This window comes from Lysinibacillus capsici, from assembly GCF_003367505.1.
GTDB classification, from domain to species: domain Bacteria; phylum Bacillota; class Bacilli; order Bacillales_A; family Planococcaceae; genus Lysinibacillus; species Lysinibacillus capsici.
In genome coordinates this window covers 99,992-122,040 of record NZ_PXXX01000006.1, presented here as the reverse complement: position 1 = coordinate 122,040, position 22,049 = coordinate 99,992, and the positions used below count along the sequence as shown (strand labels likewise).

The 22,049-nt window shown below is 36.2% G+C and carries 27 protein-coding genes; 11 read left to right on the top strand and 16 right to left on the bottom strand.

What is annotated here, in order from left to right:
• Positions 1-43: 43 nt before the first annotated feature.
• Positions 44-1,675: a ribosomal protection-like ABC-F family protein gene (gene abc-f / locus C7B89_RS02750; RefSeq protein ID WP_115673163.1), complete on the bottom strand. Its 1,632-nt coding sequence runs from the start codon at positions 1,673-1,675 to the stop codon at positions 44-46.
• A 331-nt stretch (positions 1,676-2,006) separates the two neighbouring features.
• Positions 2,007-2,372: a hypothetical protein gene (locus C7B89_RS02745; protein WP_054549664.1), complete on the bottom strand. Its 366-nt coding sequence runs from the start codon at positions 2,370-2,372 to the stop codon at positions 2,007-2,009.
• Between the two features lie 132 nt (positions 2,373-2,504).
• Between C7B89_RS02745 and C7B89_RS02740 the strand changes: the two genes are divergently transcribed.
• From C7B89_RS02740 to C7B89_RS02730, 3 genes are all read left to right on the top strand, one after another.
• A complete protein-coding gene (locus tag C7B89_RS02740; protein ID WP_054549665.1) occupies positions 2,505-3,395 on the top strand; it encodes an endo alpha-1,4 polygalactosaminidase in 891 nt (296 codons plus the stop codon).
• A 71-nt stretch (positions 3,396-3,466) separates the two neighbouring features.
• Complete coding sequence (locus C7B89_RS02735) at positions 3,467-3,949, top strand: DUF2243 domain-containing protein (protein ID WP_196333044.1); 483 nt, start codon at positions 3,467-3,469, stop codon at positions 3,947-3,949.
• A gap of 13 nt (positions 3,950-3,962) precedes the next feature.
• Positions 3,963-4,763 carry a cytochrome c oxidase assembly protein gene (locus C7B89_RS02730; protein ID WP_115673128.1) on the top strand — a complete coding sequence of 267 codons (801 nt, stop codon included), beginning with the start codon at positions 3,963-3,965 and terminating at the stop codon, positions 4,761-4,763.
• Between the two features lie 14 nt (positions 4,764-4,777).
• Here C7B89_RS02730 and C7B89_RS02725 read toward each other — a convergent pair whose 3' ends face one another.
• On the bottom strand, positions 4,778-5,287 hold the full coding sequence (locus C7B89_RS02725) for a DNA-deoxyinosine glycosylase (protein WP_066037962.1): 510 nt from the start codon (positions 5,285-5,287) through the stop codon (positions 4,778-4,780).
• 18 nt (positions 5,288-5,305) lie between these two features.
• Positions 5,306-6,100: a DUF2268 domain-containing putative Zn-dependent protease gene (locus C7B89_RS02720; RefSeq protein ID WP_115673127.1), complete on the bottom strand. Its 795-nt coding sequence runs from the start codon at positions 6,098-6,100 to the stop codon at positions 5,306-5,308.
• A gap of 105 nt (positions 6,101-6,205) precedes the next feature.
• Here C7B89_RS02720 and C7B89_RS02715 point away from each other — a divergent pair, with 105 nt between their 5' ends.
• A complete protein-coding gene (locus tag C7B89_RS02715; RefSeq protein ID WP_004231722.1) occupies positions 6,206-6,466 on the top strand; it encodes a hypothetical protein in 261 nt (86 codons plus the stop codon).
• Between the two features lie 65 nt (positions 6,467-6,531).
• On the opposite strand, the gene C7B89_RS02710 is transcribed toward C7B89_RS02715, so the two are convergent.
• A complete protein-coding gene (locus C7B89_RS02710; protein ID WP_053075725.1) occupies positions 6,532-7,266 on the bottom strand; it encodes a polysaccharide deacetylase family protein in 735 nt (244 codons plus the stop codon).
• A gap of 271 nt (positions 7,267-7,537) precedes the next feature.
• On the opposite strand from C7B89_RS02710, the gene C7B89_RS23380 reads away from it, so the two are divergent.
• The 4 genes from C7B89_RS23380 (at position 7,538) to C7B89_RS02695 (ending at position 9,567) form a co-directional block, all read left to right on the top strand.
• Positions 7,538-7,660, top strand: a complete 123-nt coding sequence (locus C7B89_RS23380) for a hypothetical protein (RefSeq protein WP_004231718.1) — start codon at positions 7,538-7,540, stop codon at positions 7,658-7,660.
• A gap of 180 nt (positions 7,661-7,840) precedes the next feature.
• Positions 7,841-8,143 (top strand): YunC family protein, encoded by a 303-nt coding sequence (locus C7B89_RS02705; protein WP_004231716.1) that lies wholly within the window; start codon positions 7,841-7,843, stop codon positions 8,141-8,143.
• Between the two features lie 105 nt (positions 8,144-8,248).
• Positions 8,249-8,875 (top strand): DUF2238 domain-containing protein, encoded by a 627-nt coding sequence (locus C7B89_RS02700; RefSeq protein ID WP_054549669.1) that lies wholly within the window; start codon positions 8,249-8,251, stop codon positions 8,873-8,875.
• A 47-nt stretch (positions 8,876-8,922) separates the two neighbouring features.
• Positions 8,923-9,567: an SIMPL domain-containing protein gene (locus C7B89_RS02695; RefSeq protein WP_048394056.1), complete on the top strand. Its 645-nt coding sequence runs from the start codon at positions 8,923-8,925 to the stop codon at positions 9,565-9,567.
• Positions 9,568-9,609: 42 nt separating this feature from the next.
• Here C7B89_RS02695 and C7B89_RS02690 read toward each other — a convergent pair whose 3' ends face one another.
• From C7B89_RS02690 to C7B89_RS02680, 3 genes are all read right to left on the bottom strand, one after another.
• Positions 9,610-10,257: a uridine kinase family protein gene (locus tag C7B89_RS02690; protein WP_054549670.1), complete on the bottom strand. Its 648-nt coding sequence runs from the start codon at positions 10,255-10,257 to the stop codon at positions 9,610-9,612.
• Between the two features lie 60 nt (positions 10,258-10,317).
• Positions 10,318-10,875 (bottom strand): histidine phosphatase family protein, encoded by a 558-nt coding sequence (locus C7B89_RS02685; protein ID WP_115673126.1) that lies wholly within the window; start codon positions 10,873-10,875, stop codon positions 10,318-10,320.
• An 85-nt stretch (positions 10,876-10,960) separates the two neighbouring features.
• Positions 10,961-11,878 (bottom strand): DMT family transporter, encoded by a 918-nt coding sequence (locus C7B89_RS02680; RefSeq protein WP_115673125.1) that lies wholly within the window; start codon positions 11,876-11,878, stop codon positions 10,961-10,963.
• 118 nt (positions 11,879-11,996) lie between these two features.
• Between C7B89_RS02680 and C7B89_RS02675 the strand changes: the two genes are divergently transcribed.
• Complete coding sequence (locus tag C7B89_RS02675) at positions 11,997-13,334, top strand: aminotransferase-like domain-containing protein (protein ID WP_054549673.1); 1,338 nt, start codon at positions 11,997-11,999, stop codon at positions 13,332-13,334.
• A gap of 74 nt (positions 13,335-13,408) precedes the next feature.
• Positions 13,409-13,651 carry a hypothetical protein gene (locus tag C7B89_RS02670; RefSeq protein ID WP_004231701.1) on the top strand — a complete coding sequence of 81 codons (243 nt, stop codon included), beginning with the start codon at positions 13,409-13,411 and terminating at the stop codon, positions 13,649-13,651.
• Between the two features lie 48 nt (positions 13,652-13,699).
• On the opposite strand, the gene C7B89_RS02665 is transcribed toward C7B89_RS02670, so the two are convergent.
• The 8 genes from C7B89_RS02665 to C7B89_RS02630 form a co-directional block, all read right to left on the bottom strand.
• Complete coding sequence (locus C7B89_RS02665; RefSeq protein WP_004231699.1) at positions 13,700-13,858, bottom strand: DUF1540 domain-containing protein; 159 nt, start codon at positions 13,856-13,858, stop codon at positions 13,700-13,702.
• A 96-nt stretch (positions 13,859-13,954) separates the two neighbouring features.
• Positions 13,955-14,839 carry a helix-turn-helix transcriptional regulator gene (locus C7B89_RS02660; protein WP_054549674.1) on the bottom strand — a complete coding sequence of 295 codons (885 nt, stop codon included), beginning with the start codon at positions 14,837-14,839 and terminating at the stop codon, positions 13,955-13,957.
• Between the two features lie 69 nt (positions 14,840-14,908).
• Positions 14,909-16,165: an erythromycin esterase family protein gene (locus tag C7B89_RS02655; protein ID WP_103118949.1), complete on the bottom strand. Its 1,257-nt coding sequence runs from the start codon at positions 16,163-16,165 to the stop codon at positions 14,909-14,911.
• An 18-nt stretch (positions 16,166-16,183) separates the two neighbouring features.
• Positions 16,184-16,921 carry an ABC transporter permease gene (locus tag C7B89_RS02650; RefSeq protein ID WP_066037953.1) on the bottom strand — a complete coding sequence of 246 codons (738 nt, stop codon included), beginning with the start codon at positions 16,919-16,921 and terminating at the stop codon, positions 16,184-16,186.
• Complete coding sequence (locus C7B89_RS02645) at positions 16,921-17,631, bottom strand: ABC transporter permease (RefSeq protein ID WP_054549677.1); 711 nt, start codon at positions 17,629-17,631, stop codon at positions 16,921-16,923. Before C7B89_RS02645 ends, C7B89_RS02650 begins: the two co-directional genes overlap by 1 nt.
• Entirely contained in the window at positions 17,628-18,539 is a 912-nt protein-coding gene (locus C7B89_RS02640) for an ABC transporter ATP-binding protein (RefSeq protein ID WP_103118950.1), read from the bottom strand. The genes C7B89_RS02645 and C7B89_RS02640 overlap by 4 nt, the downstream gene beginning before the upstream one ends.
• A gap of 111 nt (positions 18,540-18,650) precedes the next feature.
• On the bottom strand, positions 18,651-20,024 hold the full coding sequence (locus tag C7B89_RS02635) for a sensor histidine kinase (RefSeq protein ID WP_054549679.1): 1,374 nt from the start codon (positions 20,022-20,024) through the stop codon (positions 18,651-18,653).
• Positions 20,021-20,689, bottom strand: a complete 669-nt coding sequence (locus C7B89_RS02630) for a response regulator transcription factor (RefSeq protein ID WP_115673124.1) — start codon at positions 20,687-20,689, stop codon at positions 20,021-20,023. Before C7B89_RS02630 ends, C7B89_RS02635 begins: the two co-directional genes overlap by 4 nt.
• Positions 20,690-21,115: 426 nt before the next feature.
• Between C7B89_RS02630 and C7B89_RS02625 the strand changes: the two genes are divergently transcribed.
• A complete protein-coding gene (locus C7B89_RS02625) occupies positions 21,116-21,994 on the top strand; it encodes a LysR family transcriptional regulator (RefSeq protein WP_048394039.1) in 879 nt (292 codons plus the stop codon).
• Positions 21,995-22,049: the final 55 nt, after the last annotated feature.

Below are 22,049 nucleotides of genomic sequence, written 5' to 3'. Positions count from 1 at the left end.
TCTCCATATTTTCCCCTGAAAAAGGTTAACTTAAACGCTTCAGCTATTGAAGTTCATTGATGCGCTTCGTCAGCTCATTAAACTTCTGATCAAGCATGGTGTAGTCCTTATCTTTTACTGTTAGAAAGCTCAGTTTGCCTAAAATCTCTTGCCTTTCCGTTTCAAGCTTTAAACGGAGAGCCGCTGTATCATCCACTTTATTCGGTGTGACTTCTGTCCACTTTTTCTTGATGTGCTGACCGTGAAGCTCCCAAACACTGTTCGTGACTTTTTCTAGAAAGTATCGATCATGTGAAACGACAAGCAATGTTCCATTATATTGAGTAAGAGTATGCTCTAACTGCTCACGAGAAGGTAGATCAAGATGGTTTGTCGGCTCATCTAAAATAAGAACATTTTTATCCTCTAAAATATAAGCCATCAGCTTACACTTTACGCGTTCTCCCATACTCATTTTGCCTATGGGAGATGTCCAATGTGTCAGTGTAAACCCTAAATTCTTCATCAAGTTGCGCACTTTAGCACGCTCTTCAAATGTCTCTTGATAAAAATATTGCTCTGGTGTCTGATCAAGTGGTAAATCAAATACTTCCTGTGTCAGATAACCAATGTTTGCAGCTGGTGATACCCATACTTCACCCTCAGCTTCTAGCTTGCCTAAAAGAACTTTTAAAAAGCTTGTTTTCCCACTTCCATTCTTTCCTGTGATAGCTATCTTATCTCCAAATTGAGCCGTAATATTCACATCGTTAAATAGTATGCGTTCACCAAATTTTAAAGATAAATGCTTGATTTCCAGTAAGCGCTTGCCAACTCGTTGATTCGTGCCTAAAGAAAAACGAATCTCTGCTTCTGGCTCCACTGCTTCCACTCTTGTCTTCGCAAGTTCAGCCTCTAATCGCTTTTTCTTAGATTTCACCTGAGAATCTAAACGCTTTGCTTTCACACGATGGTACTCCTTAAAACCTTCCAGTTTTGTTGACTGGGCGTGGCCCTTTTGTGACCAAGACGTCAGTTCCGACATTTGAGCCTCAATTCGTTCAATGTTTTTTTGCTGCTTCTCGTAGGCACGTTGCTGTGTTAATCGTCGGTGTTCCCTATCAGCCATGTAGCTTGTATAATTGCCATCATGTTCAATCAGGCTTTTTTCCTCAATAGACCAGATTTTTGTGGCAACCTTATCTAAAAAATAGCGATCATGTGATACCACGATGATTGTCCCCTTATAGTTTTGTACTTGTCTGATGAGGAATGCGGTACTTCGTTCATCTAAATGATTCGTTGGTTCATCAAGTAATAAAATTTGAGCATTCTGGGAAAAACCTTCTGCAAGACGCATTTTCAGCTTTTCACCCCCACTTAACGCTGCAAATGACACATTAGGTACCTGCCACTTAGCCAGCAGATCAGCTTCTCTTGCGGATACTTCTAGTTTGTCAAAATGAGCTAGCTCCTGTTCAACAAATGTAATTTTTAAAGCCTGTGCTCCCTGAATTACTCCCATAGTTGGTGATAATGTACCTTGAATCAATTGTAATAATGTCGATTTCCCAGCACCATTCCTCCCTATAATGCCGATGACTTCGCCTTTTTTTACTGTGCCTGTCACATGCTCAAATAACAACATATCCTTTATTTCATAACGTACATCCTGTAATTTTAAAAGTTCCTTCATACTATCCATCCTCTCCAGTTGGAGGGACAAAAAAATCCCTCCAATTCATTTGGAAGGATTAGTCGCTACAATATCATACACAAATAAGCTCCAAAATTATTGTGAAAACAAGCTTTGGAGTAGCTAAATATCGGCAGTGGTTTGCGAATATAAAGCAATTATTATGAAAAATGGGCAGACTAATCCTATTTTTGTTGTTCGTGAAATATAAAATTTCCTATACAAAAATTAAGATTAGTTATTCATTAGCCACCCATCTTCCCTTCATTCATCGTTATCGTCATTGTAACATCATTTTTTTAAAAATAAAACTCCATACCTTGAGCTAAGTCTATCTAAAACATTCATAGGAACGAATTTGGTTTCTAGAAATGGTACGGAAATACCAGCCATATCTTCGACTCCATCTAAAGCCAGCAATGATTTCCCTTCCTACAGCTGTTGGGAAAAACCAAAAACTTCTACCACTATTCATCCAAATATACGTATTTCTAAATAAACAGGAGCGTATACCACTAGAACCTTCTCGCCAAGCAGGAATTGGTGGTGAAAAACCTGGTGGTGTACTCATTGGCATTTGTCCTGCGGGAGGGGGGCCGAAATGAGTTGGCCCAAATGACGTTGTTTCAAAATCATTATAACCTCCCCAACCACCAGGTCTTCTAAAATTATCTTCTCTAAATGGATTATTATACACACAAACCCTCCTTTTACATTATTCAATATATGTAAAAGGGCGATTCACCGTTGAGCCATTGCCCATTTACCAAAGGTAACCTAGTTCCTATTATTGTATAATGGAAGGAAAATCCTTCAAAAAGGAGTACTTATGAAAAAATTATTGATACTCTTATTAGCCCTGCTTATCGCAGGTAGTATGTGGATGCTGCTTGCTAAAAATTCAGTCTCTTCTTCCATAAATATTCAAGCAAAGCTTGCTGATGTGAAAGATTACACATACTACTTAGATAAAGGCAACGATGCCATTGGCAAGAGCATGACGAAGTTAGATTTAGTGATTGTAGAACCTCTTGAAATGCAGCAAAAGTATATCGTCAATGCTCAAAAAAGCGGTACTTTAGTGTACGGCTATATTAATGTGATGGAAGCAGACAAATGGAATACAGCACTCTATCAACAATTAAAGGAAGAAGATTTTTATCGAGACAAACAGGGTGAAAGAATGTATTTTGCCAAATGGGATTCTTTTTTAATGGATTTGACTTCTACGCACTATCAAGACATTTTGCTAGCAGAAATAGAGCAGCAAATTGTTCAGAAAGGCTTAGACGGTGTGTTTTTAGATACGGTTGGTAATATCAATTCCTATTTACCTGAAGATGAACAAAAGTGGCAAAATGAAGCCATGTTATCTTTTATCCAACAAATCAAAAAACGACATCCAAATATATCTGTTGCTCAAAATTGGGGATTTCAAACACTCGCCGATTATACAGCACCATATATTGATTTTATTATGTGGGAGGATTTTTCGTATCCTGTGGTAGGAAAAGATAAATGGTCACTCGATATGATGCAACAGCTTGTCCACATACGCAATAAATTTGGTACACAGGTGATGGCAATTGGTTTTGAAGAAGAATCAAAAAGCCGTGCATTAGCTGAGAAGCATCATTTCAAATTCTTTTACAGTCCTGCTGGTTCTTACTATAATAGCTGGCAATCATCCTTACTTCCCTCTGACAAACGACTGTTTTGAGGGATATTTGTTTAAGAGCTCATCTCAGGGGTAGACTAAAAGAAAATCAGCTTGAGGTGATAGGATTGGATATGACCAATATGTATGAAGAACAAAAACATCAGCATGAAAATCGCTTTCAATATAAGCAGCGTAACATGTGGACTGGGATTTTATTTGGGCTTGGGGTTGTTGCATTTATAGATGAGGTGATTTTTCACCAATTATTACACTGGCATCATTTCTATGATAAGTCTACAGCAGCTATTGGACTAGTTTCAGATGGTTTATTTCATGCATTCAGCTTTTTTGCTACCATTGGATCTGCTTTTTTATTGGCTGATCTAAATAGAAAACATGGGTTTTGGCTAAAAAGATGGCTAGGCGGTATTTTTCTTGGAGCAGGCTCATTTCAGCTTTACGATGGAATTATACAACATAAATTCATGAAACTTCACCAAATTCGTTACAATGTTGAAATACTTCCCTATGATATCGTTTGGAACATATTGGCGGCGCTATTAATAATTATCGGTATTGTCTTACTGCTCCAAACAAATCAAAAAGATCAATAGGAGGTGGCGCATCTTGCATTCTCACGATGTTCATGCTCAAAACTTTCCTATTATGGTTCAGCTTCTACTGGCCTTGCCATTTGTTCTAGCTCTTATAGGCTATATCCTCGCTGTTATTATTTCGAATCAACATAAAAAACAATGGCCTCATTTCCGTACTATCTGTTGGATTGTTGGAAATGTCTGTGCTCTGATTACATTAATCGGCCCATTGGCTGCTCTTAGTCATATTCATTTTGACGCACATATGATAGGACATTTATTGCTTGGCATGCTGGCACCATTACTTATGGCTTTAGCAGCACCAATGACTCTGCTGTTAAGAACCTTACCAGTAAACAGGGCACGTATTCTCTCTCGACTACTAAAAAATCCGTATGTTCGTTTTATTCGTCATCCAATTATTGCATCTATTCTAAATGTAGGAGGCCTATGGTTACTCTATACAACCTCACTTTTCAATTTGATGCATGAACATATACTATTGTATGTATTCATTCATCTCCATATTTTTCTAGCGGGTTATTTGTTTACTATTGCCTTTATTTATATTGATCCTACTCCACATTCATACTCTTATGTTTTTCGATCCCTTACATTAGTAGTAGCATTGGCTGCTCATGCCATATTGGCAAAATTTATTTTTGCAAATCCGCCTCATCATGTACCATCCACTGAGGCAGAACTAGGTGCTAAGATCATGTACTACGGTGGAGATGCTATTGAAATCCTTCTTGTGTATATTCTCTTTTATCAATGGTTTAAAAGCACAAGGAATAGTATTCAACCCAAAGCAGCTACTTCATCACGCTAATCTCGCCCTCTTGATTAGGTTAAATAGGATTGGATAATCTGCCAGTCCTCTAGCTTTTCAGTGAACGTTTTAATATTTTTCCCTGGTATTGGACTTGTTGATGGCATTTTTTTATAGGCTCGTCCTTCTAGAAGCCCTAAGCCAATATGCTTTTTAAAAACCTCAAATGCTTTCGCTCCATTAAAAAGCACTAATTGAATATTAGGGTATTGTTCAAAAAGGGTTTGAAAATCATTGGGCTTTTCATTGCGTATCGCTGCATCTAAACTTCCTTCACGTTCACAAGTTGCAATCGTGTCCCAAAGACCGATTGCATTGTTTTTTAATAAGGCTATTCTCTCTGTATAATCATTTGGAATCGCTATCTGTAATAACTCACCCATAATAGGCCAAAAGTGATTGCGTGGATTGCCATAGTACTGCTGTTTCTCTAACGATTGTTTTCCTGGCATGGATCCAACAATGAGCACCCTTGTTGATGAGTCTACAATTGGTAATAATATATTTTTTAATTCATTGGACACAACAATCACTCCTTTTCTCTATTGTAGCGGAAAATTCGAACCAGTAAGTAAATCTTGGCTTGAAATGAATAAGGGATGTTGGCATAAATGGTTCATTTTATACGACTGCACAATTTTGTAGCCTATACAGTAGCCTATCCAAGGTGGAAGGGCCCCCCCGTATAGAAATGGATGATGTTGTTTGATTCCTTGAAGTTGTAAATTCGGTAAAAAATGATGCTCCCATAAAGCTAAAAGTTCTTTTTCTGAGTAGGATTGTAACCAAGGAGCAATCCACCTTTCTCCGTATAAATCTTTCACCGCATCTTCTGCTAAGCCTTCTAAAATGAGAGAATCCAATAAAGTCATATCATCTAAAGTTTTTTTTAATATGTGTATACGACAAACATGGTTATATTCATGAGCAAATAATGCTTGAAGCTCCTGCTTTTCTAAATCATCCACAAATAAAAAAAGCGAATGAGGATAAGCGACACCATTTTTATTGGTTATCGTTTGCTGCTGAGTAATTGGGAAAATATAAATTGGTATTGATGGGCCATTCCATTTCCTCTGTAAGTATAGGAACTCCTGCTGTACACTGGCCCATACTTTTTGCCTCTTTAATTTTTCAACATCGACTTCCTCATGAGGTAAAAAAAGACCCTGTTGCTGTAATGTATAGTGAATTTCTTCTGGAAGCCCATCTCGAAATAGTTTGACTAATCGACCGCAAAGAATCGAGCATTGTAAGCTTGTTCGCTCATCCTTTCTAGTTGATTTTCTAGCACTTACAAATTCATCTAACCACTTATCCGTTGACACAACTGCCATATTATCACCTCTTCACAGCATATGTCTTGAATAGACAATCGGCTAGTGATAAATGCATCAAATCGCATATATTAGCTTGTAATGACAATGAAAGGAGGGATATGTGTGAATCCAGCTGATGCTTATAGTCTTTGCTGTAAATATCATGGTAAACGTGTTCGAATCTCGGATTCATCTGGTAAAGTACATGTTGGAGAAATCACAAGGGTAGATAGAAGACAGGTATGGATTCTACCTGATAGAAGATATAGTGGTTATGGTTTAGGGTTTTGGGGATTTGGAGGGTATGGAGGAGAAGGTTTTGGCTATGGAATTGCTCTAGGAACAATTTTAGGTATTGCGCTAGCTCCAATTATTTTCTTCTAATTCAAACCTTTTATTTAAGTGAAAAAGAAGCCATTTCAAACATTGTTGAGATGGCTCATTTTTCATTATTGAACTTGCTCTTGTTGCTGTTTGCTTTCAATCAGCTCGGATATTGTAACAAATGTGTAGCCTTGCTTTTTTAATGCAGGTAGTATTTCTTCTAGTGCTTGAATTGTTTGTGTACGGTTCCCGCCACCATCATGAAATAAAATGACATCTCCAGGCCTTGTTCCCTTCATTACCTTTTGCACAATTTTTCTTACACCAGGCTCTTTCCAATCTTGCGTATCCTGATGCCAGGACCACATTACTACCTTATAGCCGTCCTTAACAGCAGCATTAATCATAGCATCCGTGTAATTTCCACCAACGGGACGGAATAAAACTGGGGAAAAACCAGTAATACTATAAATCGTGTCATTTGTCTTTTGAAGCTCCTCTTGCAATTTTTTGATGGAAACTTTAAATGGATGTGTATACGTATGATTTGCTAATTCATGGCCTTCTGTATAAGAACGTAAAACAAGCTCTGGATATTTTTCTGCATTTTTTCCAATAATAAAAAAGGTGGCTTTTGCATCATATTTTGCTAATAAATCTAGCACAGCAGCTGTGTATTTAGGATGTGGACCATCATCAAAGGTGAGTGCAACAATTTTATCCTCTGTTTTGATATCCCAAACAACTTCACCTGTCTCCTCATAATAAGGACGACCTCTATCTGCGTAGCCTTCCTGCACTAAAAATCCCGAGATGATTAAAAAGAAAACCATAAAAATGAATACGTAATTACGTGTCATAGCATCACCTCCCAAGTCCGAAATCACAGAACTCCGTCAACTTACTATTTACGAATTACCCGGAAATATACTTGTGAAGGATTGTCTGTTTTCTCCTTTTAATTATTTCAAAAAAATTTTAAACGTTCTTTATAATTTTGAACAATATGTGAAAATCTTTGAATAGTACTTTATTTTTTTATTTATTGATGTAAAATTAAATCAAATCTGATATATAACAGTTATTATAAATATATAAATGTTATGCAACACAATAAAGGGGATGACATATATGTGGATTATTACAGTATTTGAAGAAAACACTTATCGCATGTTTGAGTATAGTTCTAAACGTGAGGCAACAAATGCATTACATAAATTTAAAGAAACTGCTTTGCTTTCTTATACAAGATAAGAAAGGATAAAAGGAATCTATTCATTTGAGTAGATTCCTTTTTGTTAAAAAGTACCTCCGATGCTTCCCCTAATTCCTTTCATCCTTATACATCTAGCAACATATTTAGTTTTTTTCATGAAAATGTCGAACACCTTGCTAGCCTTCACCATATGTATATAGAGAAAAGGAGTGATTTCAATGGTGACAATTGAACCTATTATGATTAAAGGGCATTTCTTCACTGCAGTAGTTGTTCAATTACCTAAAACAACATTACTAACTATTTCTAATGATACAGGCTACATTATGTGTGGTGCTTTAGATGTCGGCCTATTAAATAGTCGCTTAGTTGATCGAAAAATTATTGCTGGTCGTGCAGTAGGCGTGAAAACAATTGACGAGCTATTAACAGCTCCATTAGAATCTGTAACATATGAAGCAGAACAGCTTGGTATTACAGAAGGAATGACTGGTGTAGAGGCACTTTTAAAAATGATCTAATTGGCTAAAAAAGCGTCAACTAGACGCTTTTCTTTTTTGTTTGCTAACTATTTGAATAAGCAATTTCCCCATTTCCCATACTGTGGGACAAAGGGAGTTGTTAGTATGAATAGTAGGCAACATGTTAAAATACACGCCACCTTACTTATTATTGTTTTAATTGTTTTCATCTGGTCTGTTATAAAGCCGTCCTCCTATTTAGATTGGCTAGCTGAAGTCAGTCCTGGAATTGTGGCAATAACAGTCGTTGTTTGCATTTATCATAAATTTCGCTTTACCACATTTTCTTATTTTATTATCGCTCTCTTGTCGATCCTGACATTTATAGGTGGGCATTATACCTATTCGGAAGTCCCTCTTTTTAATTGGATAAAAGATGAATTTCATTTACAACGTAATCACTATGATAGGTTTGGCCATTTTTTAAAAGGTTTATTAGCCATCGTAATAAGGGAAATACTAATCAGGAAAACACCACTTACAAAAGGAGCTTGGCTTACAGGTATTACGATCAGTATTCTGCTCGCAATTGCTGCTTTTTATGAAATCATTGAATGGTTAAGCACAAGAATCTCGAAGGGAAGTAAAGGAGCAAAGGATTTTTTAGGCATGCAGGGAGATAAATGGGATGCACAATGGGACATGTTTTTAGCCTTGCTGGGAGCTATTTTAGCTTTACTTCTATTCACAAAGCTCCATGACAAATTTTTAAAAAGAATAAACAAATCATAAATATTTTTGCATAGCATGATTATATAACCTATGAAAGGTGGTATTAGATGTACTATGCACAGGTCAATCAACAAACACATCATCCATCACGTACTATGATTGTAATCGGCTATGGACAGGTAATGGCTACACCAAGCTCTGTACAATTACAAATTGAAGTCCAAACACAGGGCAACCATGTACAAGGTCCTCAACAGGAAAATGCGGCAATCATGAATGAAGTTATGCAATCACTTATCGCACTTGGTATTCCAAGAGAACAAATTCAAACTGCTAGTTATACAATCACACCACTATATAATTTCGAAGATGGCAAACAAATTTTTAATGGCTATGAAGTAGTCAACGCCATTTCCGTCAACGTTTCGGATACCAATGATTTGGGCTTAATCATTGATACGGCTGTAGAAAATGGGGCAAATCGAATAACCAATATTCAGTTCAAAATGGACCATACCGATGCTTACTATCAGCAAGCATTAAGTTTAGCGCTACAGAATGCTCAATTGAAGGCGAAAACAATAGCAGAAACTATGCACCTGCCTTTGCAGCCACTCCCTGTAGAGATTGTGGAAGAGCAGGCTAACACACCTATCCTTTATCGCTCTATGGCTGTATCCTCGGGAATCACGCCTATAGAACAGGGACAAATTGCTATTGATGCTACTGTTCGTGTGAAATTTCAATACTAAAGTTAGGAGCCTTCCGCTACTCAAAGTGCAGAAGGCCCTCATTTATTTTACAAGTGTATTTTTTTCAATAAGGATTTCATCATCCTGAGTTTTAATAACCATATCAAAATGTTGGCAATGTGGATGCATAAATAATTCATATTGAATACGTCGCTCATCATGTGATTGTTTTAAATAATTTATATCTGTCCCTCTTTCAAGCACATCACGATCTGATCTTCTTTTAAGTTCTGTAGCCCCATCCGTATAAAAATAAATCTTTAAATCGAATAACTGCGGATCTATAAATGCTACACACATTCCTTCTACTATCGTGATCTGTTTTTTTGAAGAAATTAATGCACTTTTCATATAATGTGTATCGATTGTCATTAAATCGAGTCCTTCTCTTATCATCTGAACATCTCGCTCCAATGATGGTAGATGATGAGCAGCGGGATGACAAGCCGTCATTTTAAAACGATGATGCTCATTTTGATATGTATATTCAAGTATTGATTGTTTGCGAATATCCGAATCCACAATATACGGATCAGTATTTAAATAATTCACTTCATCTTGATCTAAAGCATGTATAAGTTTTTTGGCAAATGTCGTTTTTCCAGCAGCTCCATGACCAGAAATGCCGATTATGATTTTTTTATCAGCTTGTTTAACCCATCTTAAAATTTCTTTTAATATCGTCTCCATCATACTCTCCTTCACTATAAAAGGTATGGCAAGAAACAATTCCTACCATACCACTTAATATTAGCCTTCATTATACGGGGAATCCCATATTCGCTCTATCATTACTCCATTATGCTTAGGGCTTAGTAGAAAAACATCTGGGTTGCTTAAATTTTTCCAACAGTGAAAATCAACATACTTATCATAATACTTCAATAGCAAAGAGATGATATTGCCATGACTCACAATTAATGTATTATCAACATCCTGAGCAAATGCATCTTTTACAAGGTCTACAATTCGATGCATCGCTTCATTACTGGATTCTCCACCATCATATTTTAAATCCATATCAACAAATGTCGCCTGTAATTTTTCGTACCAATCTGGAAAATCTCTAGTACTTAAAAGCCGCTCCGAAAGACGTTCATCAATTTCAATCTTCATACTTTCTCTGCTACTTAATGGTTCAATGGATTGGATTGCTCTTAAGAAAGGGCTAGATACAATTCGATCAATTTTTAGATTCTTGAAAAATTCAGCTAAACTATTTGCTTGCTCTATTCCCTTCTGTGTTAAGGGTGCATCTAGTGATTGTCCTTGTGCTAGACAATGTCTAATAACATAAATTTTCCCCATAAAAACCTCCTAATTTAGAAAGTCATTTATAAACGATTATTATACCCCGTTTACTAAATAGCTCAGATTTAAATGTTCCTATTCATTATCTCACTTGTTCTACATTTTTCCGCCCAAAATAATTCGTCCCTATCACACCAATAATAATCATGATGCCACCAATAAGATGATATAGATGGAAATCTTCCTGTAAAAATAAGACCCCTGCCAAAATAGTAATAAGTGTTGCAAAATTGCTAAAGACACTCATTTTAGATGCTTCCAATTTAGATAAAGCATAATTAGATAAATAGGATGTACCAAGTGAAGATAGTATACCTAAATATAAAATAGCGAAGACAAAATGAGCATGTGTTAATGGCTTAAAAAATTCATTGAGTGTTCCATTCATCATATGACTTCCAAGAGCCATTCCATTAAAAATAACAAATCCACACAATGTCATGACATATGTTAATGCTAGTAAAGAATATTTCTTGGTAAGCCCTCTAGCAAAAATATTATAAAGTGATGTCGCAATTGCTGATAGTAAAATAAATCCACTTCCTATGACATTTCCTGTAGTAGTATTTGCTCCATTCATCATTAACAGATAGATGACACCAAGTACGGACAAACTTACTGATACAAGTTGACCCCGAGTAGCTTTTTCCTTTAACAATAAACCTGCCAATGCTAATGTAAAAATAGGAATTGTCGCTTGAATAATTCCCGCCTCTGATGAGCAAATTTTAGCAAGTCCAAGCACTTGAAACGTAAAAAAAGCAATTGGATACAAGATGGCTAACGGTAATATTTTTAGTAGGTCCTGCATGTTCATTATTAGCTTATTTTTTGTCATTACCATGATTATAACAATACCGATGAATGCAAAAGTAAAACGATGTGCAAGTATATCAATAGGACTTGCTACAGTCAACGTAACTTTCACAAACATAAATGAGAGCCCAATGACAAATGCATAAATTATTGCTGCTATATAGGCATTTCTATTTTCTGACATAGGATCGTACTCCTTCTTTAAACATTCCGGCCGGTATAGTTATCGTATTAAATAGAGAACTTATTGACGATATAAAAAAAACACATCTGTACCGATACAGATGTGCTGGAGGTTATGTATGCTTAAATACGAATGGATTTATTCTCAGCTCCTGACTCAGATCCAAACAGGCTCACTTCAAGCAGGGGCAAAACTCCCCTCGATTCGCCAGTTATCACAGCAATTTTCCTGTAGTAAGAGTACGATTTTAGCATCTTTAAAAAAACTGGAGGATCAGCATCTTATCTATTCAATGCTTAAAAGTGGCTACTATGTTGTTGATCATCAACTGCCCATACAACCAAAAATGAAAAATTACATAGATTTTGCTACATCTTCGCCCAATTGGCATGCATTCCCTTATCAAGATTTTCAGCATTGTATTAATAAGGCCATCGACACATACCAAGCAGATTTATTTAGATATGGGACACCAAAAGGCCTACCGTCATTAATAGCGGAAGCAAAAAAACTATTAACAAGCTATCAACTGTTTACAAAGGAAGAAAATATTTTCATTACTTCAGGTGTCCAACAATCTCTATCCTTGCTAAGTATAATGCCCTTTCCAAATGGTCGCTCAACGATCTTAGTGGAACAACCTAGCTATCATTTGTATATGGATTATTTAAAAACCTATGAACTTCCGGCAATGGGCATCAAAAGAACAACGGATGGCATTGATTTAGATGAACTAGAAAACATTTTTAGTAAACACGACATAAAGTTTTTTTATACGATGCCACGTCTGCACAACCCTCTAGGAACTTCCTATAGTAAAAAAGAAAAGGATTCAATACGAAAACTTGCCTATAAATATAATGTGTATATAGTTGAAGATGATTATTTAGCGGATTTTGAGCAAAATACAAAAATAGATCCCCTATTTACGGAGGATACACAGGATCGGGTTATTTATTTAAAAAGCTTTTCTAAAATTATGTTTCCTGGCTTACGTATCGGACTTGCCGTATTACCAAATGTTTTGATTAATACCTTTCAACAGTATAAAAATACCACTGATATTGATAGCTCCATGATCTCCCAAGCTGCATTAGAGCTCTACTTGAAAAGTGGTATGTTTGAACGTTATCAGAAGAAAGTCAGTGAAGCTTATGCAAGCCGAGCAAATCAACTTCAACAATCTATAGCAACTCATCTGGCAGACTATCAATCCTCTAAGGAAATCTGTATGCATAGCCATATCATTCTACCGAGACAGGTGAATACTTCTAAGATTATTGATCATTTGGCACAACAAAATATTTTGTTAGATCCTATTAAACGCAATTATTTAGATGCATTTTATCGGGAACGTATTATCAAACTAAATGTATCGAATATAGACGAATCCAAGATTGATGTTGGCATAAGGGAAATTGCGCTAGCCCTTCATAACACAAGCAATTATTTCTAAAGCACATTATTCATGAAACCTTATTGTAGCTCATATAATTAGACATCATAAATTGGTTCAATAAGGAGGATTCAATGCAATCTGAGAAATTGCGACTAAGGAAGATTCAACGTCTTGCATATGAAATTATGGATGAGATGCACAAAGAAAAGCATCGCACAGAGATGCACAAATTAATTCCGATTATTGATAACTTGTCGCGGGCAATTGGGGATTTAACAGATTCTGTTGGTAAATACTCACTGGATTATGTAGAAGAAAAAGTAAAAAATGCCCATGCTCTTTTATTTAACAAAGAAAAGGTAGATATTTATTAATAAAGACAGGGAAAAAGGGTAACCATATACATGGCTACCCTTTTGGCATTAATGCGTTTCAGGTTCGAATGTTTTACAGTCTGTTTCCTCGCTGTTGGAAGCATGTTGTCCCTTTTGGCTGACAACATAAATTTTTTCAGCTGTGCATTTGTTACCAGAATCCCAAAATGTGCAGTTATTGACTTCACAAAGAATTTCTTGTGCCATCGTCTCACACCTCCTCCTTGTTATCTTTAACAAATTAGAGGTAATCAATACGTTATTCAAAAAAGTCATCTCGCACTTTTGTCAGTGCTGTCTGATTCACTCCATACTGAAGTCTAGATTAGTAGGATGATTTGATAAATGTTCCTGCGTAAGCATATTTGTTGAGGGTACCTTGTTGTCAACTTCTTCAAAACGGAAGCCATCTGCCCAGACTTTACCCGAACCAATTAGTAACACACCAAAATAAATGGAATTACCTTCTTCAGGTACGTCTAAGACAATAGAATAATGATTCCATTCAGTAGAACCTGTCACAGGGCGTTGATCCATATTATCAAATTGAATCGTATCTCCTGTACCATTGTCAATACTCATCCATGCACCACACTTTGTTGCATCTGCCGTCTTTAAGTAGCATGACATTTTCAAGCGTTTCCCTTTATAGTCAGCTGCCTGAAAACCCTGCATCATTGTAGCAAATTGACCATGATTTGCTGAGGCAGTTGTGGAATACAATACTCCTGAACGCTTCCCTGAATGAAATACCTTGTCATCTGTATGAAATTTATACAATTCAGGATTAGCACCACTCAACACCCAACCTTTAACCTGTTCAACTGTTTCCATGTAATGTTCCTCCTCCATCATATTTAATGATTGCATTACTTTTCGATACTTCCCTGGTGGTAAAGCATAAACTTCTTTAAAGGCTCTTGTAAAAGCCTCTTGTGATTGAAACTGAAGTGTAACAGCAATCGTTAATATCGATACATTAGAGTACATCAAATAACTCGCTGCCATAGCTAGCCGACGTATACGAATATATTCACCAATCGTAATTCCCGTTTCTTGCTTAAAAATTCGGCTTAGATGGTACTTCGAATAGCCAGCAGTATTAGGAAGACATTCAAAAGAAATTTCCTCCATCAATTGCTCCTCGATATAGGCAATAGTTCTTTGTGTCGCTTGACTATACTCCATGTTACTCACCTCATCTTTATCATAATGGAGAAGGAAACAGATTTTTTGATGGAGGTTGCTAAATTTAGCTTAATCAATTATTTTTGTTGGTGTTGCTTCTTGCACAACGATGAGACCATCATAAGCTTCCTTAGGTGTCATTTTAATGGTGTACAGCATTTGTGTCAGCTTATACCACGGACGAAAATCATCGCCGATATTGCCCATTCTTTGCTTTTTGGAAAGAATATTCGCCAGCTCCTTCGATTGTTTGGCAGCTTCAAAATCCACATAAAAGATGTTATTATCAATGTCACTAAAGGCATCCACTAAAGCATTGTGATGCTTAATCGTATATTCCTTTCGTGCTCCAGACCCATTTTGTGCCTGGAATGTATTTTTCACAAAGTCTGTGCCAATCGCAAAATATTGATCTTTATATATCTCACTTAAATAATGCCCCATCGATTGATAGCCTGCCATCGTAGCAGAAGTTTTCTCAATATGACCATTATGAGCAGACATTAATACTTTATCATGACCTTGTGTTGCTTCATATTCAACAATCCATTGTAAATTTTCAGCTAAATATTCGTCCCGTAAATTCATATAATTACCATCATTTAAAAATAATTGCGTACGCTGCTTCATAATTTGCGCATATTGAACAGCAAATGCGAATTCATCCTTTGAAGATTTTTGCTCATACATCGCTTTGTTTGATTGTAAATCGTTGATTATTGTATCAATCGTTTTATCAAGCTCAAGTAGCTGACTATCCGATAAATCTCTCATCGTTTTGTTGGAAACATGCTCTAGCTTAGTCGTGAATTTTCGTGCATTGTCAGCATGTACCTTGGCGTAAAAATCAAGTAACCCCTTTTTGCTGTAATCATAGCGTTGCATATCATTTCCATAAAAATAAATTTTCTCTTGATCATCAACTGTCTGATTATAGTCATGCATCCACTGCACAAACTCTACCATTTGTTCAGTTTTGTAGATGCCATAGTCTAACGCTTTTATAGCTTCCTCCGCCGTTCCGACACCGTTTTCGATAAATTGATTTATCTGTTGGGCCCCACCAAAATCTCCTTCTAAAACGAAAACATGGACATTTTCATTTTTTATCATCGCTTCAAATACATCTTTTTTTAATGTTTGAAATTCGATATTGCCATGTGTTGCTTCCCCAAAACCAATAATTTTTACATCATCAGGAATGTTGATATCTTTAATTTCATTCGTATATTGTGCGGCATCTTTTACGGCCTCTCTCTGTCCACATCCTACTAAAGCTACTAATAGCATCGATGCAGTTAAAAAACGTAAGCTACGTTTCAGCATTCTCATTCTCCTTTTAGCTTAAATAGATTTTCGCTGGAAATAGTAATATCCTCCGAGGAAAAATACGATGAATCCGCCACCTACTACGGTTAACAATTGCTCCCACGGTACAAAGAATACATCGTCTGTATTGCCCCCTATATACATCATCGAAAAGGGTTGTGCCCAAGGATAATACGGACCAATTCTTTCAGAATTCACTGCTAAAATTGATGGTAAAGTAAATATGACATTAACAGCAAATGGAGCAGCAAAGCTTTTAAACATAATGGACATCCACAATTGCAAGGCTACTAATGGCAGTGTCGCTACCCAGCCTCCTACTATGCTTTTCCAAACAATCTCCATAGGAAAAGAATCTGTATAGCCTTTTACCATCCCAACAGCAAAGACCGAGCCTAAATACAATATCTGCATTGCTAAAACAAGCAGCATAATCAATATGTATTTAGCTACAAATACTTTCCCTCTTGTTACTGGTAATGCTAAAAGTTGCTTCCATCCACCAGACTGATGTTCATACCTACAAATAAGACTGGTAAAAACACCAGAAATAAGAGGTAAAAATAATAGAGCATATGTTAAATTCATCGAAAATAACGATATATACCACTCATTGATTTCAATCCCCTGCATGTTGTCCTCTAAATTAGCGGATAGTCCTATAAAAAGTCCAATCATGGGTCCTGCTAAAATAATTGGTACCATTTTTGATTTACGTAACTTAAACCACTCAGCTTGAAGTAAAGTAATCATTATTTCACGTCCCTTCTTGCAAAATCAACCATGCCGATAATATAGAGTAAGATACCAATTCCTACGCCTAATAAGACATTGATCACCGGCTCATTCCATTGGTTCATCAATGATGGCCATTTCCATATCATCCAATCTGGAAGAACATAGGAAGAATAGGAAAAAATCACCCCAAAAATGCCTACAGTTATAGGAATCCCTTGATTATGACTTACACTCGCTATCCACAATTGAAGTGCCAAGATAGGTAATGCTGCAAAAGCAGGGAAATAACTATATTTGGCTAGCTCCATGTAAGGTACCGTGTCACCTAATTCTAAAAACAGCCCGTAGCTCAGCGTAAAAAACATTAATAACGTTGAGGCGAAGAATAGTAAGATAGCTAACAACGTAAATTTAGACAAATACACGGTTAATTTCGAAACAGGTAATGCAATGAGCTGCTTCCAAGCATTGGTCTCATTTTCAATGCTTGCTATGAATGACGTAAGAATGGCAATACCCAAGACTATGGCAAGCGGTGTAAATGAATGCACATTTAATAAGAAATAGCCCCAATCATCCTCACTTTGCTGTAAGAGATAATCCTTTCTTACTCCATAATTGACCATTTGCAGAGCAACCACCCCTAAAGGGCCAATAAGCGTTAGAAGCCATAATCCTTTACGTTTGATTTTTAAGAAGTCAGCAGTTAATAGCTTTCCCATCATATCTCCTGTTCTCCCATCGTCATTTGGAGGAATATATCCTCCAATGAACGTTTCTCTTCCTCGACTCGGAATACCGATATACCTTCCTGAACAAGAACTTGGACAATATGAGCAACCTTTTCATCCGAGCACTCTTCTAAGAAAATCACACCACCCTGATAATCTGCCTTAATACCATTTGCTAATAAGAAGCGCCATCCTTTTTCACCATTGTTTACTTTAAAGGTAACCTTTGGTTGGGCAAATCGACGCATAGCCTCAATAGAATCTTGGAAAATTAATTTCCCTTTCGAAACAATCCCAACTTGTGTTGCCATTTGATCAATCTCTGATAATAAATGGCTGGAGATTATAATGGTCATGCCATATTCCTCTGGTAATCTTTTAATTAAATTACGAATCTCTATAATGCCTGAAGGATCTAGGCCATTCGTTGGTTCATCTAAAATAAGTAATTCAGGACTATGTAGTAAAGAAGCAGCAATACCAAGACGTTGCTTCATTCCTAAAGAGAAACCTTTGACCTTTTTATGGGCAGCTTCCTTCAAACGGACAATTTCCAAAACTTCATCGATTCGAGTTTTCGGTACACCTAGTATTTTTCTTAGTGCCTCTAGATTCTCATATGCTGTTAAATGTGGATAATAAGAAGGGTTTTCCACCAACGAACCAATCTTAGCTAAAATTTGGATACGTTCCTTCGTAATATTCTTTTCAAAGACTTTAATTGTTCCAGAAGATGGCTTCATTAAACCTAGAAGCATTCGAATTGTAGTCGTTTTACCTGCCCCATTCGGACCTAAAAATCCATATATTTCACCTTTGCGTATTTGCAAGTTCAAATTTGATACAGCTTGCTCTTTTCCAAAGCGTTTTGATAAGTTTTGTGTTTGTACGATATATTCCAATGTCCTCACCTCTTTAACTATCTTAAAAAGGGAAGTTTAAAAAAAGGTATGGGCTAAGTTTAAATTTTGTTTAAAAAATCATTTCTATCATAAAAAAAATCTGCGAAGCATTTATTTCTCAAGCTTCGCAGATTTTTTTATGATAATTTTAGTACCAGAGTGATCGGAATGGATATCCCATTCAAGATGCATGCCCTTTATCATGACATCAACAATTGACAAGCCGATTCCGGCTCCCTTTGCATTCGACTCATTTTTCATCCCTTGACCATGATCCTCAACAATAAATGCTGTATAACACGCCGTCGATTCGGTTTTCACACTTATATATTTACCACTATTCGCGTGGCGCAGTACGTTTTGGAAAATATTATCAAATACTCTCCCTAACCATAATGGATCAACACGCCATTCAACAGGTTCAAATGACTGTAGCTCAATATCGATTGTAAAACCTTCTCGCTCGAAAACTGGATACCATGTCGTTAGATGTTCCCTTACAAATCGGATAACATTGATGTCTTTCGGTTCAAACTTATATTTACTTGCCATAAGCAATGTGTAGGACATCAAATTTTCAATTAAAGCATCAATATTCACTATGGATGTGTCCATAGCCTTTAATGCTTGCTTCCCTTCCTCAGATAACGCTTCTTTGCTAATTGTATAGGATTGAGCTCTTACCTTCGTTAAAGGTGTCCGTAAATCATGTGATAAATTAGCAATCAGTTCACGTCTTAGCTGTTCTTCCTTCTGTTGACGTTGTTTACTGTCTCGCAGTTCACAAACCATTCTGTTAAAACTATGCTCCAATTGCCCAATCTCATCTCGTTTTTTCACCTGAATTTCAATAGGTAGACCATCTACATCACGTATTTCCATCGCCTCTTGCAGATGTAATAGTCTTTTTCGAATTCCCTTGAAAAATAGAAGCGAAACTACAATAAAAAATAAAATAACTGCAATAACACCAAAAAATAAAAAGTTACCATAGTTATCATAGACCTTTATAAGTGGAGGATTAAATGCTACCCTTGGAATCTCTAATACAATAAAGCCATTTGATATATCATCACCTAAGAAGGCAATAACAGTAAATGGATCATCTCCATAACGTTCTTTTATAAATTGAGTTGTATAGGCTGGTGTCCACTTTGCTGGTAACTGATCCTTCACATTCCATGTAGTCAGTAAGTTCCCCTCTTCACTTACCCAAAACATAGAAGCCGTAGGAAATTGCTCTTGCCACTTTTGAAATAACTGCGTAATCGCATCATCTGTTGCATTGGTCATATTTTTAGCCTGTGCATGCCATTGCTCTTCAATATCACTTTCTACAAGTACTCCACTTGAAAAATCTCCTGTCCCTGTCTTTGTAATGCCTAATACGAAAATAGCAACACCCAGATAGGAGATTTGCACAATAGATATGGCTAATATAATAATGAGCATATATTTCGCTAATAATGATCGAAAAAATTTCATTGTTTCACCCTATAGCCAATGCCTCTGATTGTTTCAATAATCATAGGCTTTGCAGGATTGATTTCTATTTTTTCTCTTAAGTAACGAATATGCACCATGAGTGTTTTATCACCTTCTATATAGCTCTCACCCCAAACACCCTCATAGAGTTGTTCCTTCGTTAAAATTTGATTTAAATGACGAATAAAATACTGTAATAAATAAAATTGTTTTCCTGTCAAAAGAATTTCTTCTTCATCAATCGTATTGATTATTTGCATATCTTTCGTATCAATTTTAAGGTGCTGCAATGTCAGTACATCATCACTTTTTTGATATCTTCTTAATAATACTTCCAGTCTTGCTACGAGCTCATCAGGGTGAAATGGCTTTGTTAGGTAATCATCAGCAAAATGCAGCCCTTCAATTTTATCTTCAACAGCTGTTCGTGCTGATAACATTAGAATTGGCAGGTCTTTATTTTCCCGTTTAATTCTTTTACCTAAGGAGAAACCGTCCAATCCAGGTAGCATCACATCCAATATAGCAATATCTTTTGAGTTAATATGTTGCTCAAGCCCCTCCCCTGATTCCAGCCATGTCACGTCATAACCTCGTTCAGTTAATTCCTTGCTTACCCATTGTCCGATTTCTTTTTCATCTTCTATGTACAATATACGAATCAATGTTCAACCTCCTTGATACATTTAACTAAAATTAGAAATTTATAATTTCCATACATGGTTATTATAGGGGAACTGTTATTTATTTTCTTAGGAAATTCAAAAACGTTGATTTATTGAAAAAAGCAACTAATAAAAGTTGCTCTTTTATAGTATACGTTGCTACTTTATCAACTGCTTCAAATTCATTTAGAAAGGTGTAGGGAATCGGTATTACAAGGCAAGCCCCAAAGCATGCAAGAATCATATACTCCTAAGTTGAATTATTTTTTCATCGACGTTGCTCGCTTCACATTTAGGTGCTTGAAAAAAGAAACTTTACTTCTTTTTTCTTTGATAAATATGCTAACATGGCCCTAACTATATTAAAAATATTAGAGAAATATAATTTACTTAGGTTTTACCTATAAAAAAGAGGGGTGTTTATGTTTGGATATAAGACAACTACGCTATTTTATAGCAATTGTGGAGGAAAAAAAGATTTCTGCTGCGGCTGAAAGGTTACATATTTCTCAACCACCGTTAAGTCAGCATTTAAAAACGATGGAGGAAGAACTCGGTTCAAAGTTGGTAGAAAGGAGCGGCAAGTATTTTGAAGTAACTGAAGCGGGAAAGACATTATACAAATATGCGTTGCAGGTTGCACAATTAATGGAAGAGGCAGAAGCAGAGGTTAAGGATATTGGATTAGGCCTTCATGGTCGATTGACATTGGGCATTAATACATTTTCAGTAATTGAGCTACCTCAATTACTACAACAATTTCAACAATATTATCCAAAGGTGACTTATAAAATTCAACAAAACGAATCTTCTTATCTATGTAAATTAGTAAGGGACCGTATTGTAGAACTTGCCATCATTCGCTTACCTTTAGAATTAGATGATTTCTCTGTTCTTCATATGTACACTGAACCATTTTACTTTATACAATCCAAAAAATTCGACTTCTTAGAACACAATGTATCTTTAGCTGACATACAAAATTGGCCAATCCTTTTACCAAGCACTGAAGGCTTAGGCGTACATTATTCGATATTAGAAGCATTTTCTCGCTTCCAGTTGCAGTCCCACATTGTTGGAGAATGCTCAGATACGGCACTGTTAATGAACTTGATCGCTGCTGGCTTTAGCTCCTCTATCGTACCTGAAACTATTTTAAAGCAATATGGAGATTTACCACTTCATGCATACAAAATTCCATCAGCAGAATTATCCACCTCAGTAGGACTCGTATGGCTGAAGAATCATTATTTATCTAAAGCCGCTCAAAACTTTGTGGATTTAATGAGGAAGTATTATTGTTAACGATTAATAAAAAAGAGAACAAATTAGAAACGTTAGTTTGCTCTCTTTTTGAACA